The sequence below is a fragment of the Streptacidiphilus pinicola genome, assembly GCF_003258295.1.
Classification (GTDB): Bacteria; Actinomycetota; Actinomycetes; order Streptomycetales; family Streptomycetaceae; genus Streptacidiphilus; species Streptacidiphilus pinicola.
In genome coordinates this window covers 25,199-50,637 of sequence record NZ_QKYN01000027.1, presented here as the reverse complement: position 1 = coordinate 50,637, position 25,439 = coordinate 25,199, and the positions used below count along the sequence as shown (strand labels likewise).

Sequence of the window (25,439 nt, the reverse complement as noted above, 5' to 3'; positions counted from 1 at the left end):
CGATTCCTCTCGGGATGAGGTAGTTCAGGAGCGGTGCAGTCGGACAGTGAGGCTGGTGGCGTCGTAGCGGGGCTCGACGACGTAGACGAACCCGTCGTGGCCGACCGCGTCGATGGAGGCGAAGGTGCCGGTCAGGCGCCGGGCTCGCAGCACGGTCAGCGTGCCGAGGCGAGGATGCGCCGCAAGTCGCAGGGTGAGGGCCGCGCCCTCGCTGAGTGCCGCGGAGCCTTCGATATCGAGGAGCGTCGTGTCGCAGGCGGGGGAGACCGTGAGGTCGAGCGTTCCGCCGCGTTGGGTGTACCGGCCGCCGAGGTGCCGCGGCGCGGCGCCGGCCGTGAACCGCAGTGTGCCGCTGGTCAGTTCGACGTCACCGGTACCGAGGGCGTGTGGCGCTTCCGCGACCAGGACGCCCTCGCGGACTCGCGTGCCGCCCCGATAGCGGTTGCGGCCGGCGAGGGTGAGCGTGCCAGAGCCGCCCTTGGTGAGGCCGCCAGGGCCGTCGATGTCGTTGCGCCAGCGGTCCGCCGCGTGGAAGCCGTGCAGGGTGGCATCCAGGACGACGTTCACGTCGTCGTCGAACGCGCCGTAGCCGTCGGCCGCGGTGAACAGGTCCAGTCGGCCCCAGAGTTCGGGGCCATCCAGGACCGGGTGGCCGGAGGGCAGTGCCGTCGTACGCAGCACCTCGCGGCGCTGCTCGGCGGAAAGGTAGGGCAGGCGGGTCTCCAGCAGCACCTCGGCGCCCTGCGGCACGCTCATCGGGACGGTGCACGGCCCGCGGCGGGGCAGGCCGTAGGTGCGGCGGCGGGCGACGGCCTCCGCGTTGGCCTCGCGGTCGGCGTACTGATCGTCGCTGCCGGTGTGGGCGGCGGCGAACAGACCGTCCGCGTCGGTGCCGGTCGCCGCGGTGAAGCACGCCAGGGCTTGCGCGCGGGCGGCTGCTTTGACCGTGCTGTTCGCTGGGTCCGCGAGGGTCGCGGCGGCGAGGGCGGTGCCCAGCACGCGGCCGCCGATGACGTCTACGGCCGAGTGCATCCCGGCGACGATGCGGCTGTCGGCGAGGTCGTAGGCGCGGGTGACCAGTTCCTGGAAGCGCTCGGGTACGGCGTACGCGTAGGCGAGTCCGGCGAGGAAGAAGGCGTTGGTGTGGCCGCTCGGGAAGCCGCCGTCCGTGGCCGGTGTGGTGCTGCGCTGCCGCAGCAGTTGCGGGGCCACCTGGACGGGGGAGTCGTAGACGGGGTAACCGAACGGATCGAGTGTGCCGGTGTCGACGACCCCGCTGTCCAGGGTCATCCGCCATGGGCGCGGGTACGCGTACGCGGCCTTGCTCGGGTTGCTGGAGGAGTACGACCCGCGCAGCGTCTGGACCAGCGTCACCACGGCGCCGAGCGCGGAGGTCGGCGAGCCGGCACCGGTCGCGGACCCGGCGGGGGAGCCGGGCGGCACGCTGTCGTTGACCGGGCCGGGCGGCGTGCCGTCGGGCGCGTCGGTGACGCTGGTCACCGCCAGCGCTCCCGCCTTGTAGAGCGGTGCCAGCGGGCCGAGGCCGTCGATCATGCCGTAGCTCTGGTCCTGACGATCGTGCAGGAACGCCTGCTTTGCCTCTGCGGCGGTGCGTCGGGCGGTGACCTCGGCGCTGTGGCGCATGTTGGCGCGCAGCACCTCACGGTCGAGAACCGTGCCGTCGTTCCAGGAGACGCCGGTCCGCCACAGCCGGGCCATGCCCGAGAGGATGTCGACGGCAGCGTTGGTGTCGGGCGTGAGGTCGGCGGCGATGTTGCTCGTGTAGTGGGAGACGAAGGGGAGCAGCGGGTCCGGAGCAGTGGGGGTCCGCGGCGCGGCCGAGGCGGGCCCGATCGACAGCCCTTGCAGTGCGGTGGCCGAGCCGCCGGCGAGGACCACTCCGACGGCTCCGCGCAGGACGTCGCGTCTGCCGATCTTTCGCCCCGAAATTCCGATGGCCTGGACTGTGGTCATGGACCCTCCTGCTCGCTCGGGGCTACTGGCGAGGAACCTAGGGAGCGCGGAACACGGCGGGGCGAACGCAACCCAACCATATTGTTAACGTTCACACATGACCAGGGCTCAGGTACTGGGCCTTGCGTCCAGGGAGGTTTTCGCGGAGCCCGGCAGCGGTGTCGCGACCTGGGCCGAGCCATACCGGAATGCCGTGCGGGCGGGCGGCGGGTGGGCGCGACGGGTACGCCAGGTGAAGGTAGGCCGACGCGACCGCCTCGGCGAAGCCCTCCAGGGGCGCCGGAACATCGCTTGACCTGCGCGGACTGGGCTCTGGGCCACAACCTGACCGCGCCGCACCGCCTCGCGGTGATCCCGGGAGCGGGCCACCTGCTCGAAGAGCCAGGCACGCTGAAGCAGGCCCCCGGGACCTCGTGCGACCGGTTTCTCGCCCGTCGCCGGTACGCGTGACGATACGCGCTCGCCCCCGTCTGACGACACGCCCGCCGACGATGCAAGCCACTTCGCCGCGTCGACGATGGCACCGTGCGTGTATATGAATGTGACTCAAAGCAGACAAACGAGACCCACGTTGCGCTGGCGGCTGATGCTCTCCAGCGCCACCATGCTCTTCGTCGAGCTGGCGCTGATCAGATGGACAGGCGCCAACGTCGTCCATCTCAGCTACTTCTCGAACTTCATCCTGCTCGGGTCATTCCTGGGCATCGGCATCGGGTTCCTGATCCCCGCCGAGCGCGGACGGTGGATCAAGCGCTGGGCGCCGGTCCCACTCGCCCTGCTCGTCGTCCTGGTCCGCGTCTATCCGGTGCAGGTGAGTCAGAGCAGCGGCCAGGTCCTCTACTTCACCTCCGTGAGGACCAGCGGCCTGCCCGCCTGGGTGACGCTGCCGGCGATCTTCCTGCTCACCGCGGTGATCATGGCCGCCATCGGGAAGATCACCGCCGACCTGTTCCGGCAGCTTCCCTCGCTCGACGCCTACCGCTACGACCTGATCGGCAGCCTCACGGGCTCGGTCTCCTTCGCCCTTGTGTCCTGGCTGCGCGCACCCTCGGTGGTCTGGGGCGTCATCGTCGCCGCGGCCCTGCTGGCGCTCGGCGGGCGACGCAACATCTGGCGGTACGCCGTCCCCCTCACCGCGATGGTCGCCGCGCTGCTGGTGGAGACGACGACCACCGGCATCTCCTGGTCGCCCTACTACAAGATCCAGCTGACCACCCTGTCGACCCACCCACCGGAGTACCAGATCTCCGCCAACGGCGTGCCGCACCAGAACATCGCACCGTTGCCCGTCCTCATGCAGAAGAACTCGCCCTACCGGCAGGCGTACGACGAGACGCCCCGCAACCCGCACCGGAGCGTCCTGGTCATCGGGGCCGGCAACGGCAATGACGTCGCGGTCGCGCTGGCGCGCGGCGCCGAGCGTGTGGACGCGGTCGAGATCGATCCCCGGCTGGCGCAGATCGGCACGCAACTGCACCCCTCGCGGCCGTACGCCGACCCGAGGGTGCGCCTCCACATCGACGACGGACGGGCCTTCCTGGAGCGGGCGAACACGAAGTACGACCTCGTCGTCCTGGCGCTGCCCGACTCACTGACGCTGGTGGCCGGCGACAGCAACCTGCGTCTGGAGAGCTACCTGTTCACCCAGCAGGCGTTCCAGGCCGCGCGCGACCACGTCGCACCGCACGGCGCGTTCGCCATGTACAACTACTACCGCCAGAGCTGGCTCGTCGACCGCTTCGCCGGCTCCCTCGACGCCGTCTACGGCCACGCCCCCTGCATGACGACCTTCGCCCGGAACGCTGCCGTGCTGGTGGCCGGGATGACCACGGCCGACCAGACGTGCGCGCGCGTCTGGAAGCCCAGCGGCCCGGTTCCGGCGGCCGCGACCGACGACCGCCCGTTCCCCTACCTGCTCCATCGGAGCATCCCCACCCTCTACCTGGGCGCGCTGGCCGCGATCCTGCTGGTGACGCTGCTCGCGGTGCGCCTGACCGGAGTCCGGATCCGCAGCATGGTCCGGTACACCGACATGTTCCTGTTGGGGGCGGCCTTCATGCTGCTCGAAACGAAGAACGTGATCGGTTTCGCGCTCTACTTCGGCACGACCTGGCTGGTCAACGCCCTGGTCTTCATCGGCGTCCTGCTCGCCGTCCTTGCCGGCGTCGAGGTCCGGCGCCGACTGCGACGGGTCAACCAGCTGCTCCTGCAGCTCCTGCTCTTCGGCACCCTCGCGGTGGCCTGGATCGTCCCGGTGCACGCCGTGCTCTCCTTGCCGTTCCCCGCGCGGCTCGCCGCCGCGATCGCCCTGGCCTTCGCTCCCATCTTCTGCGCCAACCTCATCTTCTCGGACCGCCTCGCGCTCGCCGCGGACCCGACCTCCGCGTTCGGCGCGAACCTGCTCGGCGCGCTGACCGGTGGCGCGCTCGAATACCTGGCACTCGTGACGGGCTATCAGGCGCTGCTGCTGGTGGCGGCTCTGCTCTACCTGGGCGCGTTCACCGCCATGCGGGCCGCCCGGCGCCGATCGGCCGCGCGGCCGTCGGCGCCGAGAGTGACGGCGGATTCCGGCACCCGTGACTGACGCCGCGGACCAGGCTGCGGGGTTCAGTGATCCGGCGTGTCTCGCGGTCCCGACGACCACCGTGTTGACGTTGGTGCGGCGGCTGGGCGCACGCAGGGGGCCGCTCCTGGCGGGACTTGATGGCGCGAGGATATCGACGTTCGCGGCTACCTGCACTGGAGCGCCCTCGACAACTACGAGTGGGGCTCCTACACGCCGACCTTCGGTCTCATATCCAACGCGCAGGAGCCGCTGAACAAGGAGATGCGCCGCCGCACCGACGTCGTCGGGATCTTCCCCGACCGGGCATCCGTCATCCGCCTGGTCGGTGCGGTCCTGGCAGAGCAGAGCGACGAATGGGCCGCGCAACGGCGCTACATCGGCTCCGAGATCCTCGGCCGCTGCCGCCTCCACCCGATCGAGGGAGAACCCACCGACGACACCAACCCGACCGCCCTCACCGCCTAACCTGCAAAGAGATCACCGACTGGCCGTCGATACACCACGCCAGCGGACGTGACCGGTGATCCCGGGTCAGGGGGTCGGCTGGTCGGTGTGGCGGTGGAGTCGTCCGTGGTTGCGCCACCACACGACGTGTCCGTCGGGTCCGCGCAGGAAGTCGCTGCGGGTGCGGGTCGGCCGACCGGTGGGGTCGAGGTCGAGTGCGAAGTCGGGGCGGTAGAAGACGACGCCGAGCTCGCTGGTCTCGCCCTGGGTGGTCGTCGTCCCCTGGAGGCGGCCGCGGTGGGCGCGGAACTCGACGTGGGTCTCCTCCCAGGTGCCGGCTTCGGTGATCCGCCGGTTCAGGTAGTGGCCCTCGTACGGTGCCAGTTCCGCGGCGCTCAGGCGTCGGGGTTCGGCGGGGAGGTTGCTGACCTGGGCGAAGCGCCGCAGCGCCCAGTCATCGGTGAACAACTCGTCGCGCAGGCGCGAGCCGCTGACCGAGTTGGTGAGCAGGGTCAGCGCGAAGCCGCGGCCGGGCACCATCAGGAAGCCGGAGACCTGACCCGGCCAGGTGCCACCGTGCTGCACGATCCGGGGTCCCTGGGCCGTGGGGCGCAGCATCCAGGTGATGCCCATGCCGTCGAGTTCCACCACGATGGTGCCGCCGGGTCCCGGCCGTGAGCGCATCTGGCTCAGGGACGCTTTGCTCAGCAGTCTGGTGCCGTTGGGGGCGGTGCCGTCGCCGAGGTGGAAGCGGGCCCAGGCCAGCTGGTCACGCACGCTGGAGATCAGTCCGCCGGTCGGGGCGAGGCTGCGTGGTTGGGGCCAGAAGGACGGCTCCACCACGGCCCGGCCGTTGACGACGTTGTGGGGGGCGGCGATGTTGCGGCCGATGATGTCGTCGCTGAAGAAGCTGCTGTGACGCAGGTCCAGCGGGTCCAGGAGCAGGCTGCCCACCGCGGCTTCGTAGGTGCGGCCGGTGGCGACCTCAAGGATGCGCCCGGCCACGCAGAGCCCGGCGTTGTTGTAGGCGAACGTCCGGCCGACCGGAGTGAGTTGGGGCAGGCGGGTCATGGAGTCCACGAAGCGGGCGACGGCGTTGTCGCCGCGGCCGAAGTCCTGGTAGTCGTCGCCGAGCCAGCCGGAGCTGTGGTTCAGGAGTTGTCGGACCGTCACCTGTCGGGAGGCGGCACGGTCGGCCACGGTGAACTCGGGCAGGTACCGGCGCACGGGGACGTCGAGGTCGACCCTGGACCGTTCGACCAGCCGCATCAGCGCGGTGCCGGTGAAGGTCTTCGTGGTCGAGCCGACCCGGAAGAGCGTGTCCGCGTCGACGGGCGTGGGGTGTTCGACGTTGGTGACGCCGTATCCCCTGACGTATTCGCGGTCGCCCAGCAGCAGGCCCACCGCCGCCCCCGGGATCGCGTGGGCCCGCATGGCCGCTTCGATCCTGGCGTCGAGTGCCCGCAGCAGAGATTGGAACGCGGTGTCCCCGGTGCCGGTGGATCGTCGGGTGGCGGCGCGGGCCGGAGCCGGTGTGAGCGACAGGGCCGCGCCGCCCGCGGCGATGGCGAGCAGGTTGCGGCGCGAGAGCGGGTGGGCGGTCGAGGGCTCAGTGGTTTCGGCGGCGTCGTGGTGGGCCTGGTTCATGGTTGCCGGTTTCACCGCGGTCCGATGATGAACGGCACGGGGCGCACCGAGGCCACGCACCGGGTGTCAGGGTGGTCGGGGCGGTCGTAGAAGGAGGTGATCACGTGTGAGCCGCAGGGGTTGAAGATCACGCCGTGCGCGACGCCGGCCAGCGTCACAACGTGCGAGTTCTGCAGCGTCAGCGCTGCGTAGCGCCCCCAGACCGCGCCCGTCTGCGCGTCGAAGCTCCCGGAGATGGCGAGGGTCGGAATGGTGCTGTGGGTGACCGCGCGGATGGACGGGTCCGCCCCGGGGACGTCCCAAGCCCGACATGCCTCGCGCAGGAACGCCAGCTGTGGCGCCTGGGCCAGGACGGAGATGGGGAGGGTCGGGAAGGCCCGCAGGCCGGCGGTCAGCTGCTCGCGCGCGGTCTCGAAGGGCACCCACTCGCTGCACCACACGCTCAGGGACAGGCCGTGGGCGAAGATTCCCTCATGGCCGGGCAGCCGGGTGCTCGCCCACTGCTCGGCAACGAGTCGCGGGTTGCCGTGGGCCAGCTCGTCCACGGCCATCGGGAAGTCGGCGGGAGTGTGGCTGGCCCGGATCATCCAGTTCATCAGGGCCCCGCCATCGAGGACCACCTTCACCAGCCCGGCCACGCCCGGCACGGTCACCCGCGTGGTCTCCGGATGGGCCTCCAGCCGGCTCACCTGGTGGGTGAACACGGCGGCGAGCTGAGGGTAGCGCCTGCGGCAGGCGGGCTGCGCCGCGCACGCGCCGGTCATGTTGTCGAACGACTCCTTGACGCTGCTCCAGGTCCAGCCCGGGGTCGCCACCGAGGGCGGCACCACCCCGTCGATCGTCACTGAGCGGATGCCCTGCGGGTAGCGGCGCATGTACGTCAGCGCCAGTTCGGTTCCGTAGGAGTGGGAGAAGACGTTCCATTCCCGGATGCCAAGCGCGGTCCGCAAGTCCGCCAGGTCGGCCGCACTCTCGGAGGAGTTGTACGCCGCCAGGTCGACTCCGTCGCCGGTCAGCCGGTCGCGGCAGGCGGACACCGCCTGCACGTACAGGCGGCCAGTGGAGGGGGCGTCGTAGCGCAGTCCGATCCGCTGCTGGTAGAACCTGTCGATCTCGGGGCAGGTCAGAGTGGGGGGCGAGGAGAGCGTCCCGCGCTGCGACATGACGACGAGATCGCGGTCCCGGTTCAGGCCGGTCTCGGTGAGCACCGGGATGTCGCTGACGGCGTCCTGCCCCGGGCCCCCGGGCAGGAATACGATCGGGTCACCGTGCTGGTGCCGCGGAGACCGGGCGGGGACGATCGCGACGGCGAGCCGGATCGTTCGCCCGCCAGGCCGGGTCCGGTCCTCCGGCACCGTCAGGTATCCGCAGCTGGCCTTTACGCCGTGCGGGAGCGTGGGCGGGCACGGGCCCGGTACGAACCGCGACGACTGACCCGCCCCCGCCACGGACCCCTGGGCCACGGCTCCGCTTGGCACCGCCGCCACAGTCGTAGCCAGCAGGCCGGCCAGCACGGCCAGCTCCACGGCTCTCATCACGACACCTCACCTCTGCTGCAGACACCCGGAGTCACCGGCGCGACTCGCGGGTCGACGCACCATCACGTACCCGGTCACACGCACGGCCCACCGAGGATCACCATTTGGAAGGACACGGCTTACTGGCTTTGGCGGCACGCCTTCTGAGCTGCTCAGGCCGAGACGGACACCCCTGTGCGAGACGAACACGACAGGACACATGTAGGCCGCGGGGAGCCAGCACAGCCACACCGGTAGCCGCGCCCTGTCGAGACCGGCATGGTCCGGTCGGATGGCCGTCCTGCGAGGTCGTCGACAGTCGACGGCGTATGGGCCCCCAGATCCAGTCGTGCTGCGGCGTCGAGCCTGCGTTCGTCCCAACGGGTAGCCATGGCCCGTCTGAATTTGGCCCGTTCAGCCATGGTTGTCGCAAGGAAGGACGTCAGAGCTCCAAGGAGAACTCCGACACGGGCACCCGACGCATGCCCAGGACCGCACGCTCGTCTGATACGAGACCCACCTGCGTCGAGCGCGGCGGACCTACGAGCGGCACGACAACCGGCGCTGTACCCAAGGGCCCTGGCCGCGGCCGCATCCGGCGCCCTACCAGGACTGCCCGAACCAGACCGGATCGAGTGCCTGGACATCCCTCGGCGTAACCCTCTCGGGGGAGTGCTGCACGGGTATCGGCGTGCCGTCCGACCTGCGCGGACGCAAGATTCGGCACCCACAGCGTGGCGCGAGTGCGAGCGAAAGGCAGGAACTTTCCGGGTGAGAGGATTCGGCGGTTGCTGGGCCGGGTTGCGTCAGGCAGTGGTTTGGGCGGCGCTGGCTGCCGCCCACAGGACCTCCGGATGACAGATGTCGCTGTGGGCGCCGGCGAACGGGGACTGGTCGGCGTTGATCACGGCGTTGGCATCCAGGCGGTAGCAGGTGCCGGGCGTGAAGGTGTACGGGCTGCCCTGGGGCGCGAGGAGGGCGGTCACGGCGTTCGCTTGCTGGAATCCGTCGTGGCCCATTGCACCCCACCGGTTGGCGGGGTGGTCCAACAGGGCCAGGTCCTCGTGCTGGATCATCGTTGCCATCGGGTACCAGGCGCCCAGAGCCCTGTCGGCGCTCGTGAAGGTGGATAGCAGCGGCCCGTCGACGCGCGCGGTGAGTCCCGCCAGCGGCCCCTCCTCGCCTGGGGTGGCGGCCTGGGTGATGGCGGGAGCGAACGCGAAGTGTGAGAACGCGCCCTGCAGGAACAGGACCGACTTGACCGGGCTGGCCTGCGGATTCTCTACGTCGCCGAGGCCCACCAGGGCGTGGGCGACCAGTCGCGCGCCGAAACTGTGCCCCATCAGGTGCACTCGAACTCCGGCCACCTGTGCGCCAAGTTCGCGAACCAAAGGCCCCAGGCCCTGTTGGCCGACGACACCTGCCCGGTTCTTCATTTCGTAGTAGGTGAACACCCGCACGATGTCGAGGCTGTTGCCGCAGACGTGCTCGATGAGCCGTTCAAGGTCCAGACCCAGCCCCGCCCCCGGGCCGCGGACCAGCGGGGCGTCCTCGTCGTAGCCGGGCACCGGGCTAGCCGGTGACGTGACCAGCGCCCTTGCCTGCGCGTACAGTCCGGCAGCCCCCGCCACCGCGGGCTGGGGCGCGCCCAGAGCAGCGCCCAGGGCGGCGACGTCGTCCTGCTGCTGGGGAAACACCTTTGCCAGGGAGAGGACGTCATCCGTGGGGCTTGCGGCCTGCTCCACTGCGGGGTCGTCCTCGGACAGTGCCCGCGCCGGCCAGATCACCCCGACGGCGATCGTGGACGACAGGTTGGTTCCGAGCATTCCGCTCAACAGCCGGAACATGTTCTGGTAGAGGGTGCGCGCCGAGTCCTCGCTGTTGTTCCAGCCGTGCGTCATAAAGAAGACGTTGCACGCCCCGGGGGCCGCCGCAGCACTGGCCCCTGCCGCAGCGGCCAGCAGTTCGTCCCCGCCTGACGTGAGTTGGCCCTGCTCGTCGAAGGCGACCTCGAGATAGGTCAGGCCCTGAATGGTGGTCACCTGTGCTCCTCACATCTGGACGGACGCAAATGAGTTAGCCGTCGCCACTATGCCGCCGGAGCTGCATGCGGGGGTGTCAGCGCGCCCGAGCAGGCCACGACCGGCGGCGCGTTGCAGGTCGGCGCGCGCCCCCTGGAGCGCGCACGGTTGTGCGGCGGGCGACCTGGCTACCGCCCATCCGGGCAAGGCTGGAGGCTTTGATGCGGGCGGCAGGCGCCGGAGGCGATGAATGATGCCCCAGGCGGGCGGCGCGAAGCTCCGATCGGCACCGGAGTTGACGGTCATTCAATATGATCCCGCCGACCCGTGGGCAAGATGTTATGACCGGCTCCTCGCACCGCCGACGGGCCAGGAGGCGAGGTCGCGACGCGCGCCCGAGGCCGGCGCCTACCGGGTTCCGACGGCTCGCAGTACGGCGAGGACAAGGGGGCGGGCCACCTCGACGATTCGTACTGGCGTGGAACCAGTGTTGCGAAATGGTCTCGCGCTTGCCCGAGCCAACCTGACAAACAGGTATAGAGCAGACATTCCAACCTCGCTTCGCCGATGACACGGGACCGTGGTGAGCGAAGATCGCCCCGAACTTAGTAAGGTAAGCCTTGCCTTGCTTGGTGGTGGATCGGGTTGTGGCCCGCCCTCGCTCGCGCGGGGTGGCTTGGTCCGCACCACAGGTGGATCGGGTGTTCGTCTTCTGCTGGAGGTTTGTGCGGTGTTCGGCGGTGTGCGGTCGATGAAGCGGTCTGCGGTTTCGATGGCGGCGATCTCCTTGGCTGGAGCGTGTGCCCTTTCGTTGAGCGCGTGCGGCAGCTCCGGGACCTCCGTGGCCTCCTCCGGCGGGTCCGGCGGCTCCCTCGCAGGCCAGACCATAACCGTCTACAGCGGTCAGCACGAGCAGACGATGGGCAAGCTGGTGCAGGACTTCACCGCCCGCACGGGCGTCAAGGTGCAGCTGCGTTCCGGGGATGAGGCGGAGCTGGCCAATCAGCTGCTGGTGGAGGGGTCGGCCTCGCCCGCCGACGTGTACGTCGCCGAGAACCCGCCGGCGCTGACCACGCTGGAGAACAAGGGCCTGCTCGCGAAGGTCACCGCGTCCACCCTGGCCGCCGTCCCCGCCGGGGACAGTTCGGCGCAGGGCGACTGGGTCGGCCTCTCGGCCCGTGAGGCCGCGTTCGTGTACAACACCGGCAAGGTGACGGCGGCCCAGGCCCCGACCGCGATCAAGGACTTGGCCTCGGCCGCGTGGAAGGGCAGGCTCGGGATCGCGCCCTCGGAGACGGACTTCAGCCCGGTCGTCTCGCTGATGATCAAGCAGCAGGGCGTCGCCGCCACCAAGACGTGGCTGCAGGCGCTCAAGGACAACGCCAAGGTCTACGGCTCCAACGAGGACTTGGTCGCCGCCGTGAACCGCGGCGACGTCGCGGGCGGTGTGATCGACCACTACTACTGGTACCGCCTGCGCGACGAGCAGGGCGCGTCCGGCGTCCACAGCACCATGTCGTACTTCGCCAAGGGCGACCCGGGTGCGCTGGTCGACGTCTCCGGCGCCGGCGTGCTGGCCTCCAGCAAGCACCAGGCGGCCGCGCAGGCGTTCCTCGCCTACCTGGTGAGCAAGCCCGCCCAGCAGATCATCGCCACCTCCGAGAGCTACGAGTACCCGCTGCTCGCCGGGGTGACGGACACCCGACTCTCCCGCCCGCTGGACCAGTCCGGGCCCATCGCCTCGCCCGCCGAGCTGGGCGACGGCAAGCAGGCGCTCCAGCTGATGCAGAGCGTGGGCCTGCTGTCGTGACACTCACGTCCCCCTCCTCCTCGGCGCCCCTCGCCACCCGCCCGCCGCGCTCCTCGCGGCTGGGCGGGTGGCGGCCGGGCGCTGCGGCGCTTCCGCTGACGGCCATGGTCGTGGCGCTGCTGGTCGCGTGCCCGCTGGGTTTCGTCGCCCTGGAGGCCGGACAGTCGGGCTGGGATGCGACCCGCCAACTCCTGGGCCGCCCCATGGTGCTGACCCTGCTCGGGCACACCGCCGCGCTGACGGCGGTCGTCACCGCCGCCTCGCTGGTCCTCGGCTTCGGGGCCGCGTGGCTGGTCGAGCGCACCGACCTGCCGCTGCGCCGGACCTTCACAGTGCTGGCCGCGATGCCGCTGGCCATCCCGGAGTTCGTCCACGGCTACTGCTGGGTCTCGCTGATGCCCTCCGTGCAGGGTCTGTGGGGCGCCTCCCTGGTGATGGTCTCCTCGCTGTACCCGCTGGTCTTCCTGCCCGTCGCCGCCGTGTTGCGGCGCAGCGACGCGGGCGCGGCGGAGGTCGCCCGCAGCCTGGGCCACGGCCGCCTGTCCGTTCTGTGGCGGGTCACGCTGCCGCAGTGCCGCCCGGCGCTGGCCGGCGGAGCACTGCTGGTCGCGCTCTACCTGCTAGGCGAGTACGGCGCGTTCGCGATGCTGCGCTACACCACCTTCGCCACCGCCATCTTCACCGAGTTCGAGACCGCCTTCGACATGACTTCCGCCTCGGTGCTCGCGCTCGTGCTGATCGCCCTCGCGCTGCTGATCGTGCTTCTCCAGGCATGGGTGGTCCGTCAGCGCGGACGCGTCGTGCGCGAGCGCACGTCCGGGCGGCCGGCCGCGCCGATCCCGCTCGGCCGGACCAAGCCGCTCGCACTGCTCGCGATGACGGCGCTGGTCGGCACCGCGGTGGGCGTCCCCGTCTACGCACTCGGGTACTGGCTGGTCAAGGGCAGTTCGACCACGCTGCCCTCCGCCTCGATCTGGTCGCTGACCTTGACCACCCTCGGCTACGCGCTCGGTGCCGCGGCCGTCGCGACCGCCGCCGCGATCCCGGTCGCGCTGTACGCGTGGCGCCGCGAGACGCGGCTGGCCCGAGCCGTCGAGCAGACCGTTTATCTGACCCGCGCGCTGCCCGGCATCGCCGTGGCCCTGGCCGTCGTCTTCTTCGCGATCCGCTACGCGCAGCCGCTCTACCAGCAGGCGCCGTTGCTCGTCGCCGGCTACGTGGCTCTGTTCTTCCCGCTCGCGCTCACCGCGGTGCGCTCCTCGCTGGCGCAGGTCCCGCACGCGGTCGAGGACGTCGCCCGCTCCCTGGGCACCCGGCCGCTCGCCGTCCTGGCCCGGGTGACCGTGCCGCTGATCCTGCCCGGACTCGGCGCCGCCTTCGCGATGGTGGGGCTGACGGCCAGTACGGAACTGACGGCCACTCTGCTGCTCCGCCCCACGGGCACGGACACCCTGGCCACCCAGTTCTGGACCTACACCACCGGCCTCGCCTGGGGCGCGGCCGCCCCGTATGCCGCCGTCATGACGGCGCTGTCCGTCCCCGCCGTCCTCCTGCTCACCCGCCGCACCCTCGGCGACTCCCGCACCCACACCACCAGAGAGGCTGGGCGATGAGCGGCCTGACCGTCACCGACCTGCACGCCCACCACGGCAGGAACGACGTGCTGCGCGGCGTCGACCTCACCGTCAAGGACGGCGAACTGGCCTGCGTGCTCGGCCCGTCCGGCTGCGGCAAGAGCACCCTGCTGCGCATCGTCGCCGGCTTCCACCCCGCCACCACCGGCACCGTCACCGTCGGGGACCGCGTCCTCGACGACGGCCGGCGGCGCGAGCGCGCCGAGAAGCGCCGCATCGGCTACGTCCCCCAGGACGGCGCCCTCTTCCCCCATCTGACCGCCGCCGCCAACATCGGCTTCGGCCTCCCGCGCGCCGAACGCGCCGCCCGAGTCCCCGAACTGCTCGACCTGGTCGGCCTCGCCGGCCTCGGCGACCGCCACCCGCACCAGCTCTCCGGCGGACAGCAGCAACGCGTGGCGCTGGCCCGCGCCCTCGCCCCCCGCCCCGACCTGCTCCTGCTCGACGAGCCCTTCTCCGCGCTCGACGCGGCGCTGCGTGCCGAACTGCGCACCGAGGTCGCCGCCGCCCTGCGCCGCGCCGGCGCGACCGCGGTCCTGGTCACCCATGACGTCGACGAGGCCCTGGCCTTCGCCGACCTCGTCGCGGTCATGCGTGACGGCCGCATCACCCAGTCCGGAACCCCGGACGACCTGTTCCACCGCCCCACCGACGCCCACGTGGCCCGGGCACTCGGAGAAGCCAACCTCCTCCCCGCGGCTCTCAACGGTGACGAGGCGACGACCCCGCTCGGCACCCTGCTCCTTGCCCGCCCGACCGGCAGGGACGACGCCGGCACCGTGATGCTGCGGCCACGGCAACTGCGTCTGTTGACCCGGGCCGACACGGACAGCTGGACCCACACGCTCAGGGCCACCGTGGCGGCCACACAGTTCCGGGGCCACGACCACCGCGTGGAAGTCACGCCCGCCGCAGACGGACTCGACCACCCCCTGATCGCCTACACCGACACCGCCCCGCCACCGGTCGGCACCTCGGTGCACGTCGTCGCCACAGGTCCCGTTCACGCCCTGCCTGCGGCCGGCGCCGCCACGACGGCGCCCACAGGTGACCTGGCCCGACATCAGGCCCGCTGAGTGGCGCAGACAGGGAACTCTTACTGGAGTGCCCTAGGGTCGGCATGTGGCATTTATCGTGGTGTGCGAAGACGACGCGGCCGTCCGCGACGTCCTCAGGCGCGCACTTGAGCACGACGGCCACACGGTCTCAGGCGCCGCCACCGCGGACAGCCTGCTGCGGCACCTCGAGCCGGTCCCTGACCTGGTCGTCCTGGATCTGGGGCTCCCGGACGCCAACGGTCGCGACGTCTGCCTGGCGCTGCGGGCCCGAGGCGTCGACGCGCCGGTGCTGATGCTCACCGCCCTGGACGGCATGCATCACAAGGTGGGCGGCTTCGAGGCCGGCGCCGACGACTACATGACCAAGCCGTTCGACGTCCCGGAGCTGCTGGTGCGGGTGCGTGCCCTGCTGCGCAGGTCAACCGCGGCGGCCGCGCCGAGGGGCGTCGTCCTCGACCCGGCCAGACATGTCGTCACCTACGGTTCCACGAGCGAGAGTCTGACGCCGACCGAGTTCCGGTTGTTGGGCAGGCTCATCGCCTCGCAGGGGGACGCGGTGCGCCGCCACGCCCTGGTGGCCGCCGGCTGGCCGCACGGCGCGCAGGTCAGCGACAACACCCTGGACTCCTTCGTGCGGCGGCTGCGGACCAAGCTCGGGGCGTTGGGCGCGGCCGACCGTCTGGCGACGGTCCGCGGGGTGGGCTACCGATGGGAGTGACGGGCTTCCGGGGGAGGGTCGTCGCACTGACGGTTCTTGTCGCGACAGTGGTGGTCGCGGTGCTGGTGGCGCTCTCGCACGTGTTGCTGAGCCGGGTGACCGACGCCGACTCGATAGATCTGGCGCGTACGCGCGCCGAGGCTGCTGCGGCGAATGTCACGGTGAGTGGTGGCCGCGTCGTGCTGACCGAGAGTGACAACGAGGCGCTGGACACGGTCACGTGGGTGTACGCCGACGGGCACCTCGTCGACGGGATCGTGCCGGGCAACGTCCTTGACCGCGTCCAAGCGCTGACCGGGACCGGGCGAGCCCGGACCGCCACGGTCGACAACTCTCTCCTGTACGCCCAGCCGATCCCGGTGGAAGGCCACCACGTCGTGGTGGTCGTCAGGGTCGATCTGACGCCGTACGAGACGTCGGAGCAGCGCAGTCTGGCGCTGTCGCTGATACTGGGCGGCCTCTCGATCCTGCTGGCCGGCGTCGTCGCGTACGTCGTGGTGCGTCGTGCGTTGCGGGTCGTTCACGACATGGCCGTTCTCGCCGACGACTGGGGCGATCACGAACCCGGACGCCGATTCGACCTCGGAATACCGCGCGACGAGTTCGGCGAGCTCGGGCGCACGCTCGACCGTCTGCTCGACCGCGTCGACAATGCGCTCGCGGACGAGCGCCGGCTCACCGACGAGATCGCCCACGAGTTGCGGACGCCCTTGACGGTCCTGCGGGGTGAGGCTCAGTTGGCGCAGCTCTCCGATCAGAATCTGGCACCGACGGCCGTCCTGAACGAGGTCGACCGCCTGAACTCGGCGATCACGACGATTCTGCGTGCCGCCCGGACCCGGATAGACAGCGGCACCCGCTGCGATCTGCGCGCGGCGGCGCGACAGGCGATCGCCGGCCGCTCGGTCGAGCTCGCCGTTCCGGCCGACATCGACGTCGCCGTGGCGGCCGAACTCGTCGTGGCCGTGTTGTCGCCCCTGCTGGAAAACGGCCTGCGGCATGCGAGCTCGCGCGTCTGGGTCACGGCGCGGGTGCAGCCCCAGGGCGTGGCGGTCGATGTCCTCGACGACGGCCCGGGGTTCGACGCCGCGCAGGTCGACCGGGTTTTCGAGGCGGGCGTCACCGCCGGCCGCGGACACGGGTTGGGGCTGGCGGTGGTGCGACGTCTCGCCACGTCCGCGGGGGTCGGCGTCCGCGCGATCGCGGACGGCCACGGTCGGGTCGAGGTGACGTTCCCTGCGCCGGCGGTGACCACGTAGTCAGGTTATGTGCAGGTTTGTCCGGCCAACCTCGACGTATGACTACGACAAGCGCGGTACGCACGCGGCGTCGCGGGCGGCTCCAGCTCAACAAGGTTCCCGAGGTCACCGTCTGGTTCTGGGTGATCAAGATCCTGTGTACGACCGTCGGGGAGAGCTTCGCCGACTGGATCAACACGAAGCTCGGCGTCGGCCTGGTGAACACGGCCTGGATCTTCACCGCGGTCTTCGTGGTGGTTCTGGGCGTCCAGCTACGGCTGAAACGGTACGTCCCGTTCCCGTACTGGCTCACCGTGGTCGTGGTCAGTGTTACGGGCACGCTGTACACGGACATCCTGACCGACCAGCTCAACGTGCCGCTGTGGATCAGTTCCGCGGTGTTCTCGGTCCTGCTCGCGGTGGTCTTCGGTGTGTGGTGGTTCCGCGAGCGCACCCTGTCCATCCACTCGGTCACGACACTGTCGCGCGAGTCGTTCTACTGGCTCACCGTCCTCGTCACCTTCGCGCTCGGCACCGCGACCGGCGACTGGACCCTCGAGCTCACCGGCTGGAGCCCGGGGGTCTCGGTCCTGTTGCCGCTCGGCCTCATCGCGTCGATCACCCTGCTGTGGAGGTTCGGCGCGAACCCGGTGCTGTCCTTCTGGCTCGCCTACATCCTGACCCGCCCGCTGGGCGCCAACATCGGTGACTGGCTCGCCTCCCCGAAGGTCGCACAGAACCCGGGCGACCCGACCGGCCTCGCGCTGGGCACCTTCACCACCAGCCTGATCTTCCTCGGACTGATCCTTGCGACGGTCGTCTACCTGACCGTCACGCGCTCCGACGTGACCGAGACGTACGAGGCCACGCACCACCCGCAGGACACCGCCAACACTCGCAGGGAGCGCGTCGGGCTGGCCGGCTTCGGTGTCCTGGCGGTCGCCACCGCAGTCCTGCTGGTCTGGGCTCACAGCCGACCCCACGTCGGCCCGGCGCCGGAGACCGATGCCACCTCCACCGTCCAACTCGCCCCCGGCCAGGCCGTGAAGAACTTCCCGCCGGCCAAGGTCGCTGCGCTGAGGGCCCTCGCATCGACCTCGCTCAAGGACGCCCAGACGGGCAACCCGACCGGAGCCCACGCCGCCGCCCAGTCACTGCGTGACCTCTGGGACGCCGACCAGGCCTCGCTGCAGCCGCTGGACGACACCGGCTGGACGTCCATCGACGCACAGATGGACCACGTCCTGAAGACCTTCGGCATCGACCACCCGAATCCGCCGATGTCGTCGGCGCAGCAGGAGGCGGAACTCAACACCCTCCTCGCGGACCTGCGCTGACAGAACTGACGGGCGTGGGGCCTCACGTGGCCGGCCTTGACGGGCCGGCCACCTGAGCCCCGCACCGTGCGTGCCCGCGTTCACCGGCTCCGTCGACCGAGCATGGTGATCAGCTCGGACCAGAAGGCGGTGACCAGGGGCTCCGGTGGGGGCAGGCACTGGGTCAACAGGACGGCGGCGGTGTCGAGTTCGGGGAAGGAGTACCAGGTGGACCCGAGTCCGCCGCCCCATCCGTACCGCGTGGTGCGGGCGTTGGGGGCAACTCCGGTGGTGAGGACCTCGAGGCCGTAGCCCCAGCCCGCACCTGAGCTGAGGAAGGCCTGCGCTGAGGTGGAGCGATCTCGATCGGCTCCGAGGTGGTCGGTGATCATGGCCGCGACCGACTGCTCGGACAGGAGCCGTGTGCCTTCGTGCGTGCCGCCGTCGAGCAGCATGCGGGCGAACCGCAGGTAGTCCGAGGCGGTGGAGACGAGTCCGCCGCGCGCGTCGGGGAAGCTCGGCCGGTGGTTCCAACGGCTGGCGGCGTCGGCGCTGTCGAAGACCTCCAGGCCGTTCTCGCCTGGGGTGAAACAGGGGACCAGGCGGGGGAGTGCCTGGGCGGGAACCTCGAACCCGGTGTCGGTCATGCCCAGCGGGTCGAGCAAGCGGTCTCGGAGCAGGTCGTCGAGAGGTTGCCGGCCCGCGCGGGCCAGGACCACGCCGAGGACGGCGAAGCTGAGTTCGTACATCCAGTCCGCGCCTGGCTGGTGCATCAGCGGAAGTTCGGCGAACCGGGCCACCCACGCGTCCGGTGTGAGCGGGACGGACGGATCCGGTGGGCCCAGACCGAGGCCGGCTGCGGCAGCGCGCTCGAAGGCCGGGCACGGTGTGTCGAAGACGAATCCGAAGCCCATCCGCATCGTCAGCAGGTCGTCCACCGTGATCGGCCGGTCCGCCGGAACGGTGTCCGCGATCGGCCCGTCGAGGCGCCGCAGCACGCGACGGTCGGCGAGTTCGGGAACCCACCGCTCGATCGGGGCGTCAAGCGCCAGAACGCCCTCCTCGACCAGCATCAATGTCAAGGCCGCCGCGATTGGCTTGGTCATCGAGGAGATCCGGAACACCTCGTCGCCGGACAACGGAACAGCGCCGTCCGTGGCGCGTGCGCCGACACTCGCGACCTGCGTCTCACCGTCGTGCGACAGAGCCATCACCGCGCCGGGCGCCTCCCCGGCCGCGGCATGCTCGGACACGACCGCCGACAGCCGGTTCCAGTCGAACGCTGTCATCACGGCTCGCTTCCTCGGCACACGGGATCTCAGCGTCATACCTAGCAGATAGCGCGGCTCCTGCCGGGCTGGGCGCGACGACAGTGGGCGAACCTCCCGGATCGGGGTGCTCGGCCTCCAGGATGACCCGCGACGGGTCGGACTATCCCAGAGGTGTCCGCCGGGTCGGCTTGTGCGGGGCGAGCGGCGTCAATTTTCAAACACTGTTTGAAAACGCTCCGCGTCGCGCTAGTCTCATGATCGGCAAGATCGCACACGGCTCGGAGGGGGGTGGTGACGATGGACGACCTGCTGTTCATCGTGACCACGGCGGCACCGCGCAGGAGAACGGCCACGGGCTCGTCTGCGCCTACGGCTTCGCCCTCGGCGCACTCGCCTGGGCCGCCTTCCGCACCGTCCTGCACCCGGACCGCGACCTCCGGCAGGCGCCGCGCAGGAGCGTCGCCTCGCTGACCGGGCTCGTCGGCCGGCGGACCCGCGGCGCCGACTAGGCGGCGGGCCGCACCCCACCCCACCCGAGCCGTTCCACCGAGACCACGAGGAAGACAGCATGTCGGAAAACCTGCGTCGGGACGTGTCGAAGCTCGTCGACCAGGAGGTGGCCAAGATCCTGGAACAGACCGACCGTGACGTGGCCCGTACGGTCAACCGTGCGCTGGGCGTGAGCGAGCGCAGCCCCGCGCTCGACACCGCCCGCTGGCAGGCCCGGCTCGGCGAGCTCCTCGCCGACCACCGCATCCCCGGCGCCGCCCTGGCCGTGCTCGCCGACGGCACGATCCACGAAATGGCCGCCGGCGTCCTGCACACCGGCACCGGCGTCACGGTGACCCCGGACTCCGTGTTCCAGATCGGGTCCGTCAGCAAGGGCTACACCGCGGCGCTCGTGGTCCTGCTCGCCGACGCCGGAAAGCTGGACCTCGACGCGCCGGTCACGGATGTCCTTCCGGACTTCGCGGTCGCCGATGCCGCGGCCACCCGGACGATCACGCCTCGTCAGCTGCTCAACCACACCAGCGGTATCGAGGGCGACTACGTCAACGACACCGGCCGGGGCGACGACTGCCTGGCCCGCTACGTCGAGGGCACGGGGACCGTCGGCCTGACCAACCCGCCCGGCGCCACCATGTCGTACTCCAGCACCGCCTACAACGTCCTCGGCCGGATGGTCGAGGTGGTCACCGGCCAGACCTGGGACGAGGCGCTCAAGGAGCTGCTCCTCGCCCCGCTCGGGCTGGAGCACACCATGACCCTGCCCGAGGAGGTGCTGCGCTTCCTCGCGGCCATGGGGCACATGGGCGAGCCGGGCGAGACGCCCGTCCCCACCCCGCTCTGGAACATGCTGCCGCGCTCGGCCGGCCCGTACGGCGGGATCAGCGCGACCGCCGCCGACGTGGCCCGGTTCGCCCAGGTCTTCGTGGACGGCGGTGCCGCGCCGGACGGCACCCGGGTGCTGCCGGCCGCCGTGGTCGACGCGATGCTGACCCGCGAGGTCGAGATGCCCGACCAGTGGTTCCTCGGCGCCCACTGGGGTCTGGGCTGGGGTCTGTTCGAGTGGGACGGCGTGCGCGGCTTCGGCCACGACGGCAGCACCTTCGGCCAACTCGCCTACCTGCGCGCCATCCCGGAGAAGGGCCTCGCCATCGCCCTGCTGACCAACGGCGGCGGCGCCGCGCCCAAGGTCTTCGAGGCGCTCTGCCGCGAGCTCTGCGCCGAACTCGCCGGGGTCACCATGCCCGGGTTCGCGCCTGCCACCGAACCCCTGGCCGTGGAGACGGAGCCGTTCCTCGGCAGCTACAAGCGCGAGGGCTTCCTCATGACCATCGCCGACGTCGACGAGGGCGGTCCGGGCTCGCTGCGGCTGAGGTACGAGGGCGCGGACGGTCTGGCGGGCACCTTCGACCCGCTGGTCTGGCAGCTGACCCCGGTCTCGCACACGCCGACGAAGACGGTCTTCGCCGGCCGCCGCAACGAGAAGGACGCCTGGATACCCGTGGTGTTCTACGCCCTCGCCGACGGCAGCCGGTACGTCCACTTCGGCGTTCGCGCGACGGCCAAGTCCGCCTAGCGCCGTGATCGGAATGGACGCTCGTTTCGTTGGTATCGCTGAGCTGGTCGAGCCACCGTCCGTGGCGGTCGTGGTCGACGTCATGCGTGCCTTCACGGTGGCCGCCTGGGCCTTCTCCCAAGGGGCGGAAAGAATCGTCCTTTCCGAGTCACTTGATGACGCCCTGGCGTTCAAAGCCCGTCACCCGGACTGGGTGGCACTCAAGGACGGTCCGCCCGCGCCTGGGTTCGACATGGTCAACTCGCCGGGTCTGCTGAGGTCTGCCGACCTTCGCGGGCGCACCGTCGTGCAGAAGACCACCGCAGGGACGGTCGGTGCCCTCGCCGTCAAGGATGCGGCGATGGTGCTGTGCGCCGGCTTCGTGGTGGCGGAGGCAACCGCTCGAGTCCTGCGGACACGCAAGAGCGACAGCGTCACGTTCGTGGTCACCGGAGAAGACGGACAGGCCGAAGAAGACCTGGCGTGTGCTCAGTACATCGCTCGCAGAGCCACCGAGACCAGAGCGGATGCGGCCGAGTTCCTTCGCCGCGCCGCCGATTCGCGCGCCGCGGCCGAGCTTGCGCAGGGCGTGCGTCAGGGAGTGCATCCCGATGACGTCGCACTCTGTCTTGAACTCGACCGGTTTCCCTTTGCCATGGTGGCAGCCCTGGAAGACTCGCTCATGGTCCTGCGTCCCGTGCCCCAGCAGGCCGACGACGCCGCGAACTGATGCGGTCGTCCGGCTGAGCCGGACGACCGATGGGGGTCAGCGGAGGCGGATGATCCTGTGCATGCCCAGGAAGGCATGCGGGATACCCGACTTGTCGTCGGGGATGAAGCAGAGCATGGCGTAGCGGCCGCCCACGGGGTCGAAGTGGAGCACCTGTACGCGGCCGGGTGACATCGGGGCCAGGCCGCGGCTCCCGTTCTCGGCGAAGGGGTTCGTCGTCGACGTGCCGTTGAAGACCTTGGTGAGGTCCTTGTCCGTGACGCCCGGCTTGACGCGTTGGAAGGACAGTTCGTGGATTTCGTCGGCGCGGTTCTCCACGAGCACGTTGTTGTCTGTGTTGAAGCTCTCGGGCGCCAGGAACCGGGGGCCGTTCTTGGTCTCGACCTGCTTGACCACGGCCGCGAAGTGCAGCGGCGCGTCCTCGAAGTCACCGTGGACCTGGACCTTGTGGAACGTCAACGGCTGGTGGGCGAAGACCTGGTTGAAGTCGAAGAACCAGTACGTGCCCGCCCGCAGCGGCATCGTGGACGAGACGGCGGTGGACGGCTCGACGGCGGTTCCGCCCACGAGCAGGGCGTCCTTGGCGACTCCGCTGATGCCCGCGGCTGCGGTCGCGGGGGTGTTGCTGACGGCGTTGTTGAGGTCGGCGCTGAGCTGAGCCAGGGTGTGGCCCTTGCGGAGCCGGAACCCCTGGAGGGTGTGGCCTTGCGCGTCCTTGGTGGTGGTGCGGAAGGTGACCCATCCCGCGTGGAGGTGGTGGGGGAAGGCGAAGCCGGAATTCTTCATCACGACGTCGACCTGTTGCGGGTGGTCGGTCCCCGCGGCAGCGCTGCCGGCCGGCCCGGCCAGTGCCAGACAGCCTGCGGTGAGACACGCGCCGGTCAGTCGGAGAGTCATGGGTGGGGTGAACGGCATCGGACGTGCCCTTCGGTAGCTGATGTGGGCGGTGGCCCCGAACGGCCGTCACCAGACCACGGCCGTGCTGTCCCAGTGGCAGGGAAGGGGGCCAGCGTGGCCAGCATCCGACGGCAGCCCGCGCGCGCCGGGTAGGACGCCCGCCCCGCGCCCCGAGTTCAGCCGTTCGGCCGTAGGCCGAGCGACACCAGTTCGACCCACTCGGAGCCAACAGGGTGCGGGCACGGCGAGGCGGCGCCCCGAGCGCCCAGGCCTGATGGACGCTGACGGAGACAGTCGGCTGCTGAGCCGCTGCGTCAAGGAGGAGCCGAGCCATGAGATTCGTGCAGATCATCGAGTTCAAGACCAGTCGCATCGACGAATTCAACGCCCTGCTGGACAGCTGGGTCGAAAAGAACGCGGGCAACCGTCTGGCGTCGCGGGCCTTGCAGGTCCGGGACCGGGACAAGGAGAACGTGTACCTGAACATCGTGGAGTTCCCGTCCTACGAGCAGGCGATGGACAACTCCAACCGCCCGGAGACGGCGGAGTTCGCGGCGCAGCTCGCGGCGCTGTGCGACGGCCCCCCGGTGTTTCGCAACCTCGATCTGCTCAACGAACGGACCTTCCAGGACTGATTGGGCGAAGCCGGGGTGGCCGCGTCGCGGGCGGAGTGGGCTGTTTGACCTCGCACCATCCCGGGTGGGCATTCGATCTGATCAACCGATGGTGTGTATCTGGGTTGCATCGCGTGGTTCCGGGGCTGGAGTCGGGGATTCTGACGGAAGATCACATCAGGTGACCACCCTTGGCAGTGTCGCCCTTTCAACAATGGAGGAAATTGTGATGTTCATGCGTTCAACCGTGCTCGCGGCCGTGGCCGCCTCGGCCGTGATCGGCGTGATGGCCCCGGCCGCCCAGGCCGCCCCGCGTACCGTCGCGCAGGTGCAGACGGGTCACCACCACCGCCACTGCGACCGTGGGGACCGTTGGGAGCGCGAGTGCCGTTGCGACCGTGGGGACCGTTGGGAGCGCGAGTGCCGCGAGCACGGTGTCGACGCCGGCGGCGGCGCCATGGCCGCCGAGGTCGCCAGGCTCAGCCAGCACATCGGTGGCTGACACACGCACCGGCGGTGGCGGCCGACGGAGTTCGGCCGCCACCGCGACCCTCTTCGCGGCGCTGGTGTGCGCAGCGCTCACCGGCTGCGGCACCCCGGGGCACTCTCAGCCGGCACAGTCCAAGCCCGTGGCGCCGCCCACCCGGTCCGGCCCGGCACGATCCACGGCGCCCGCCGCGCCTATGCGCAGATCCGACCCGGTACGCATCGTGATCACCCGACTCGGAGTCAATGCCCCGCTCATGGCGGTCGCCCAGGCCGAGGACGGCACCGTGGCCACGCCACCCTTCTCCCGCCCCGACGCCGCCGGCTGGTACACCGGCTCGGTGACCCCGGGCCAGAACGGGACCGCCGTCATCGTCGGTCACGTCGACACCCACACCGGTCCGGCCGTCTTCTACCCGCTGACCTCCAGCCGGCCCGGGGACCTGGTCGCCGTCCAGCGCACCGATCGCACGACCGCCGACTTCACCGTCGACCGTATCCAGGTGATCCCCCGCGACCAGTTCGACGAGAGCACGGTCTACGCCAACACCGGACGCGCGGAACTACGCCTGATCACGTGCGGTGGCACCTTCGACCGCGCCACCCAGGAGTACTCCAGCAACGTCGTGGTCTACGCCCACCTGACCGGCACTCAGCCGGCGGCACCCGGAGCTGTGCTCAGCGAAGACGGCGGCGACGCCTCAGGCCGCCCGCTGCAGCGGTAGCGGACGGCGGGGGGGTTAGGTCATCGGACCCAACCCGGCCAGGGTCGCAGCCAGGTCTCCGTTGTATGTAGTGTGCGGAAATGACAAGAAGCGAGCGGCTCGCGGAGCAGCTGGACTGGCACTGGCGCAACAACTTGCGGCCGCAGCTGGACGGTCTTACGGATGAGGAGTACTTCTGGGAGCCGGTGCGCGGCTGCTGGAGCATCCGCCCACGTGGCACGTCGGCCTCACCGATGTCGGCGGGTTCGGGAGAGTGGACGATGGACTTCGTGTCCCCTGACCCGGTGCCGGCGCCGGTGACCACGATTGCCTGGCGGCTGGCGCACATCATCGTCTCGTGCCTGGGCTATCGGGTCGGATGGTACTTCGGTGGCCAGGACTTCGACGCCCAGACATTCGCCTACGCGGGGACCGCTGGCGAGGCGCTGAAGCAGCTCGATGAGATGTATGAGAGATGGAACGCGGGGGTCCGCGAACTCTCGGATGCTGACCTGGAGAATCCGCCCACGGTGGGTCCCGAGCGGTTTCCCATGGAGAACAGGGTCCTGCACGTCAACAGGGAGCTGATCCATCACGGCGCCGAGATTTCCCTGCTGCGTGACCTCTACCGCTGGCAGGACGACTGACAACCTGTCATGCCGTGCTGATCCGTGTCCACAGTGATCGTCGGCGGGGAGTCGGGTGCGCTGGCGCCGCGGGCATGGAGTTTTG

At 70.3% G+C, this 25,439-nt stretch carries 20 protein-coding genes and 1 pseudogene; 15 read left to right on the top strand and 6 right to left on the bottom strand.

What is annotated here, in order from left to right; all coding sequences use genetic code 11:
• Window positions 1-24 precede the first annotated feature (24 nt).
• On the bottom strand, window positions 25-1,974 hold the full coding sequence (locus tag DN069_RS06435) for a phosphatase PAP2 family protein (protein ID WP_111499858.1): 1,950 nt from the start codon (window positions 1,972-1,974) through the stop codon (window positions 25-27).
• A 586-nt stretch (window positions 1,975-2,560) separates the two neighbouring features.
• Between DN069_RS06435 and DN069_RS06425 the strand changes: the two genes are divergently transcribed.
• On the top strand, window positions 2,561-4,558 hold the full coding sequence (locus DN069_RS06425; protein ID WP_243638955.1) for a spermine/spermidine synthase domain-containing protein: 1,998 nt from the start codon (window positions 2,561-2,563) through the stop codon (window positions 4,556-4,558).
• A 213-nt stretch (window positions 4,559-4,771) separates the two neighbouring features.
• A pseudogene (locus DN069_RS06420) lies at window positions 4,772-5,005 on the top strand (transposase); the annotation flags it as partial.
• Between the two features lie 66 nt (window positions 5,006-5,071).
• Here DN069_RS06420 and DN069_RS06415 read toward each other — a convergent pair.
• From DN069_RS06415 to DN069_RS06400, 3 genes are all read right to left on the bottom strand, one after another.
• On the bottom strand, window positions 5,072-6,631 hold the full coding sequence (locus DN069_RS06415) for a serine hydrolase domain-containing protein (protein ID WP_111499856.1): 1,560 nt from the start codon (window positions 6,629-6,631) through the stop codon (window positions 5,072-5,074).
• Window positions 6,632-6,642: 11 nt separating this feature from the next.
• Window positions 6,643-8,166, bottom strand: coding sequence for an alpha/beta fold hydrolase (locus DN069_RS06410; protein WP_111499855.1), 1,524 nt, complete (start codon window positions 8,164-8,166; stop codon window positions 6,643-6,645).
• Between the two features lie 788 nt (window positions 8,167-8,954).
• Window positions 8,955-10,190, bottom strand: a complete 1,236-nt coding sequence (locus DN069_RS06400) for a serine/threonine protein kinase (protein WP_111499853.1) — start codon at window positions 10,188-10,190, stop codon at window positions 8,955-8,957.
• Window positions 10,191-11,010: 820 nt separating this feature from the next.
• Between DN069_RS06400 and DN069_RS06395 the strand changes: the two genes are divergently transcribed.
• From DN069_RS06395 to DN069_RS06370, 6 genes are read left to right on the top strand one after another with little or no spacing between them, the layout of a single operon-like run.
• Entirely contained in the window at window positions 11,011-11,979 is a 969-nt protein-coding gene (locus tag DN069_RS06395; RefSeq protein ID WP_207892067.1) for an iron ABC transporter substrate-binding protein, read from the top strand.
• Complete coding sequence (locus DN069_RS06390) at window positions 11,976-13,592, top strand: ABC transporter permease (RefSeq protein WP_111499852.1); 1,617 nt, start codon at window positions 11,976-11,978, stop codon at window positions 13,590-13,592. Before DN069_RS06395 ends, DN069_RS06390 begins: the two co-directional genes overlap by 4 nt.
• A complete protein-coding gene (locus DN069_RS06385) occupies window positions 13,589-14,689 on the top strand; it encodes an ABC transporter ATP-binding protein (RefSeq protein ID WP_111499851.1) in 1,101 nt (366 codons plus the stop codon). Before DN069_RS06390 ends, DN069_RS06385 begins: the two co-directional genes overlap by 4 nt.
• A 46-nt stretch (window positions 14,690-14,735) precedes the next feature.
• A complete protein-coding gene (locus DN069_RS06380; RefSeq protein ID WP_111499850.1) occupies window positions 14,736-15,389 on the top strand; it encodes a response regulator transcription factor in 654 nt (217 codons plus the stop codon).
• The gene (locus tag DN069_RS06375; RefSeq protein ID WP_111499849.1) at window positions 15,380-16,648 is read left to right on the top strand and encodes a sensor histidine kinase; all 1,269 of its coding nucleotides are present in this window, start codon (window positions 15,380-15,382) and stop codon (window positions 16,646-16,648) included. Before DN069_RS06380 ends, DN069_RS06375 begins: the two co-directional genes overlap by 10 nt.
• A gap of 38 nt (window positions 16,649-16,686) precedes the next feature.
• The gene (locus tag DN069_RS06370; protein ID WP_111499848.1) at window positions 16,687-17,964 is read left to right on the top strand and encodes a COG4705 family protein; all 1,278 of its coding nucleotides are present in this window, start codon (window positions 16,687-16,689) and stop codon (window positions 17,962-17,964) included.
• An 80-nt stretch (window positions 17,965-18,044) separates the two neighbouring features.
• On the opposite strand, the gene DN069_RS06365 is transcribed toward DN069_RS06370, so the two are convergent.
• A complete protein-coding gene (locus DN069_RS06365; protein WP_165845385.1) occupies window positions 18,045-19,232 on the bottom strand; it encodes a serine hydrolase domain-containing protein in 1,188 nt (395 codons plus the stop codon).
• A gap of 236 nt (window positions 19,233-19,468) precedes the next feature.
• Here DN069_RS06365 and DN069_RS06360 point away from each other — a divergent pair, with 236 nt between their 5' ends.
• Genes DN069_RS06360 through DN069_RS06350 form a run of 3 tightly spaced genes read left to right on the top strand, consistent with a single transcriptional unit; the run spans window position 19,469 to window position 22,006 of the window.
• On the top strand, window positions 19,469-19,723 hold the full coding sequence (locus DN069_RS06360) for a hypothetical protein (protein WP_111499846.1): 255 nt from the start codon (window positions 19,469-19,471) through the stop codon (window positions 19,721-19,723).
• A 59-nt stretch (window positions 19,724-19,782) separates the two neighbouring features.
• Window positions 19,783-21,297 carry a serine hydrolase domain-containing protein gene (locus DN069_RS06355; RefSeq protein WP_111499845.1) on the top strand — a complete coding sequence of 505 codons (1,515 nt, stop codon included), beginning with the start codon at window positions 19,783-19,785 and terminating at the stop codon, window positions 21,295-21,297.
• 13 nt (window positions 21,298-21,310) lie between these two features.
• Entirely contained in the window at window positions 21,311-22,006 is a 696-nt protein-coding gene (locus tag DN069_RS06350) for a 2-phosphosulfolactate phosphatase (protein WP_111499844.1), read from the top strand.
• Window positions 22,007-22,042: 36 nt separating this feature from the next.
• Here DN069_RS06350 and DN069_RS06345 read toward each other — a convergent pair whose 3' ends face one another.
• On the bottom strand, window positions 22,043-22,903 hold the full coding sequence (locus DN069_RS06345) for a hypothetical protein (protein ID WP_111499843.1): 861 nt from the start codon (window positions 22,901-22,903) through the stop codon (window positions 22,043-22,045).
• A gap of 332 nt (window positions 22,904-23,235) precedes the next feature.
• On the opposite strand from DN069_RS06345, the gene DN069_RS06340 reads away from it, so the two are divergent.
• From DN069_RS06340 to DN069_RS06325, 4 genes are all read left to right on the top strand, one after another.
• A complete protein-coding gene (locus DN069_RS06340; protein WP_111499842.1) occupies window positions 23,236-23,538 on the top strand; it encodes a hypothetical protein in 303 nt (100 codons plus the stop codon).
• Between the two features lie 208 nt (window positions 23,539-23,746).
• On the top strand, window positions 23,747-24,019 hold the full coding sequence (locus DN069_RS06335; RefSeq protein WP_111499841.1) for a hypothetical protein: 273 nt from the start codon (window positions 23,747-23,749) through the stop codon (window positions 24,017-24,019).
• Window positions 24,020-24,200: 181 nt separating this feature from the next.
• Window positions 24,201-24,728, top strand: coding sequence for a class F sortase (locus DN069_RS06330; protein WP_111499840.1), 528 nt, complete (start codon window positions 24,201-24,203; stop codon window positions 24,726-24,728).
• Window positions 24,729-24,808: 80 nt separating this feature from the next.
• The gene (locus DN069_RS06325) at window positions 24,809-25,354 is read left to right on the top strand and encodes a DinB family protein (RefSeq protein WP_111499839.1); all 546 of its coding nucleotides are present in this window, start codon (window positions 24,809-24,811) and stop codon (window positions 25,352-25,354) included.
• Window positions 25,355-25,439: the final 85 nt, after the last annotated feature.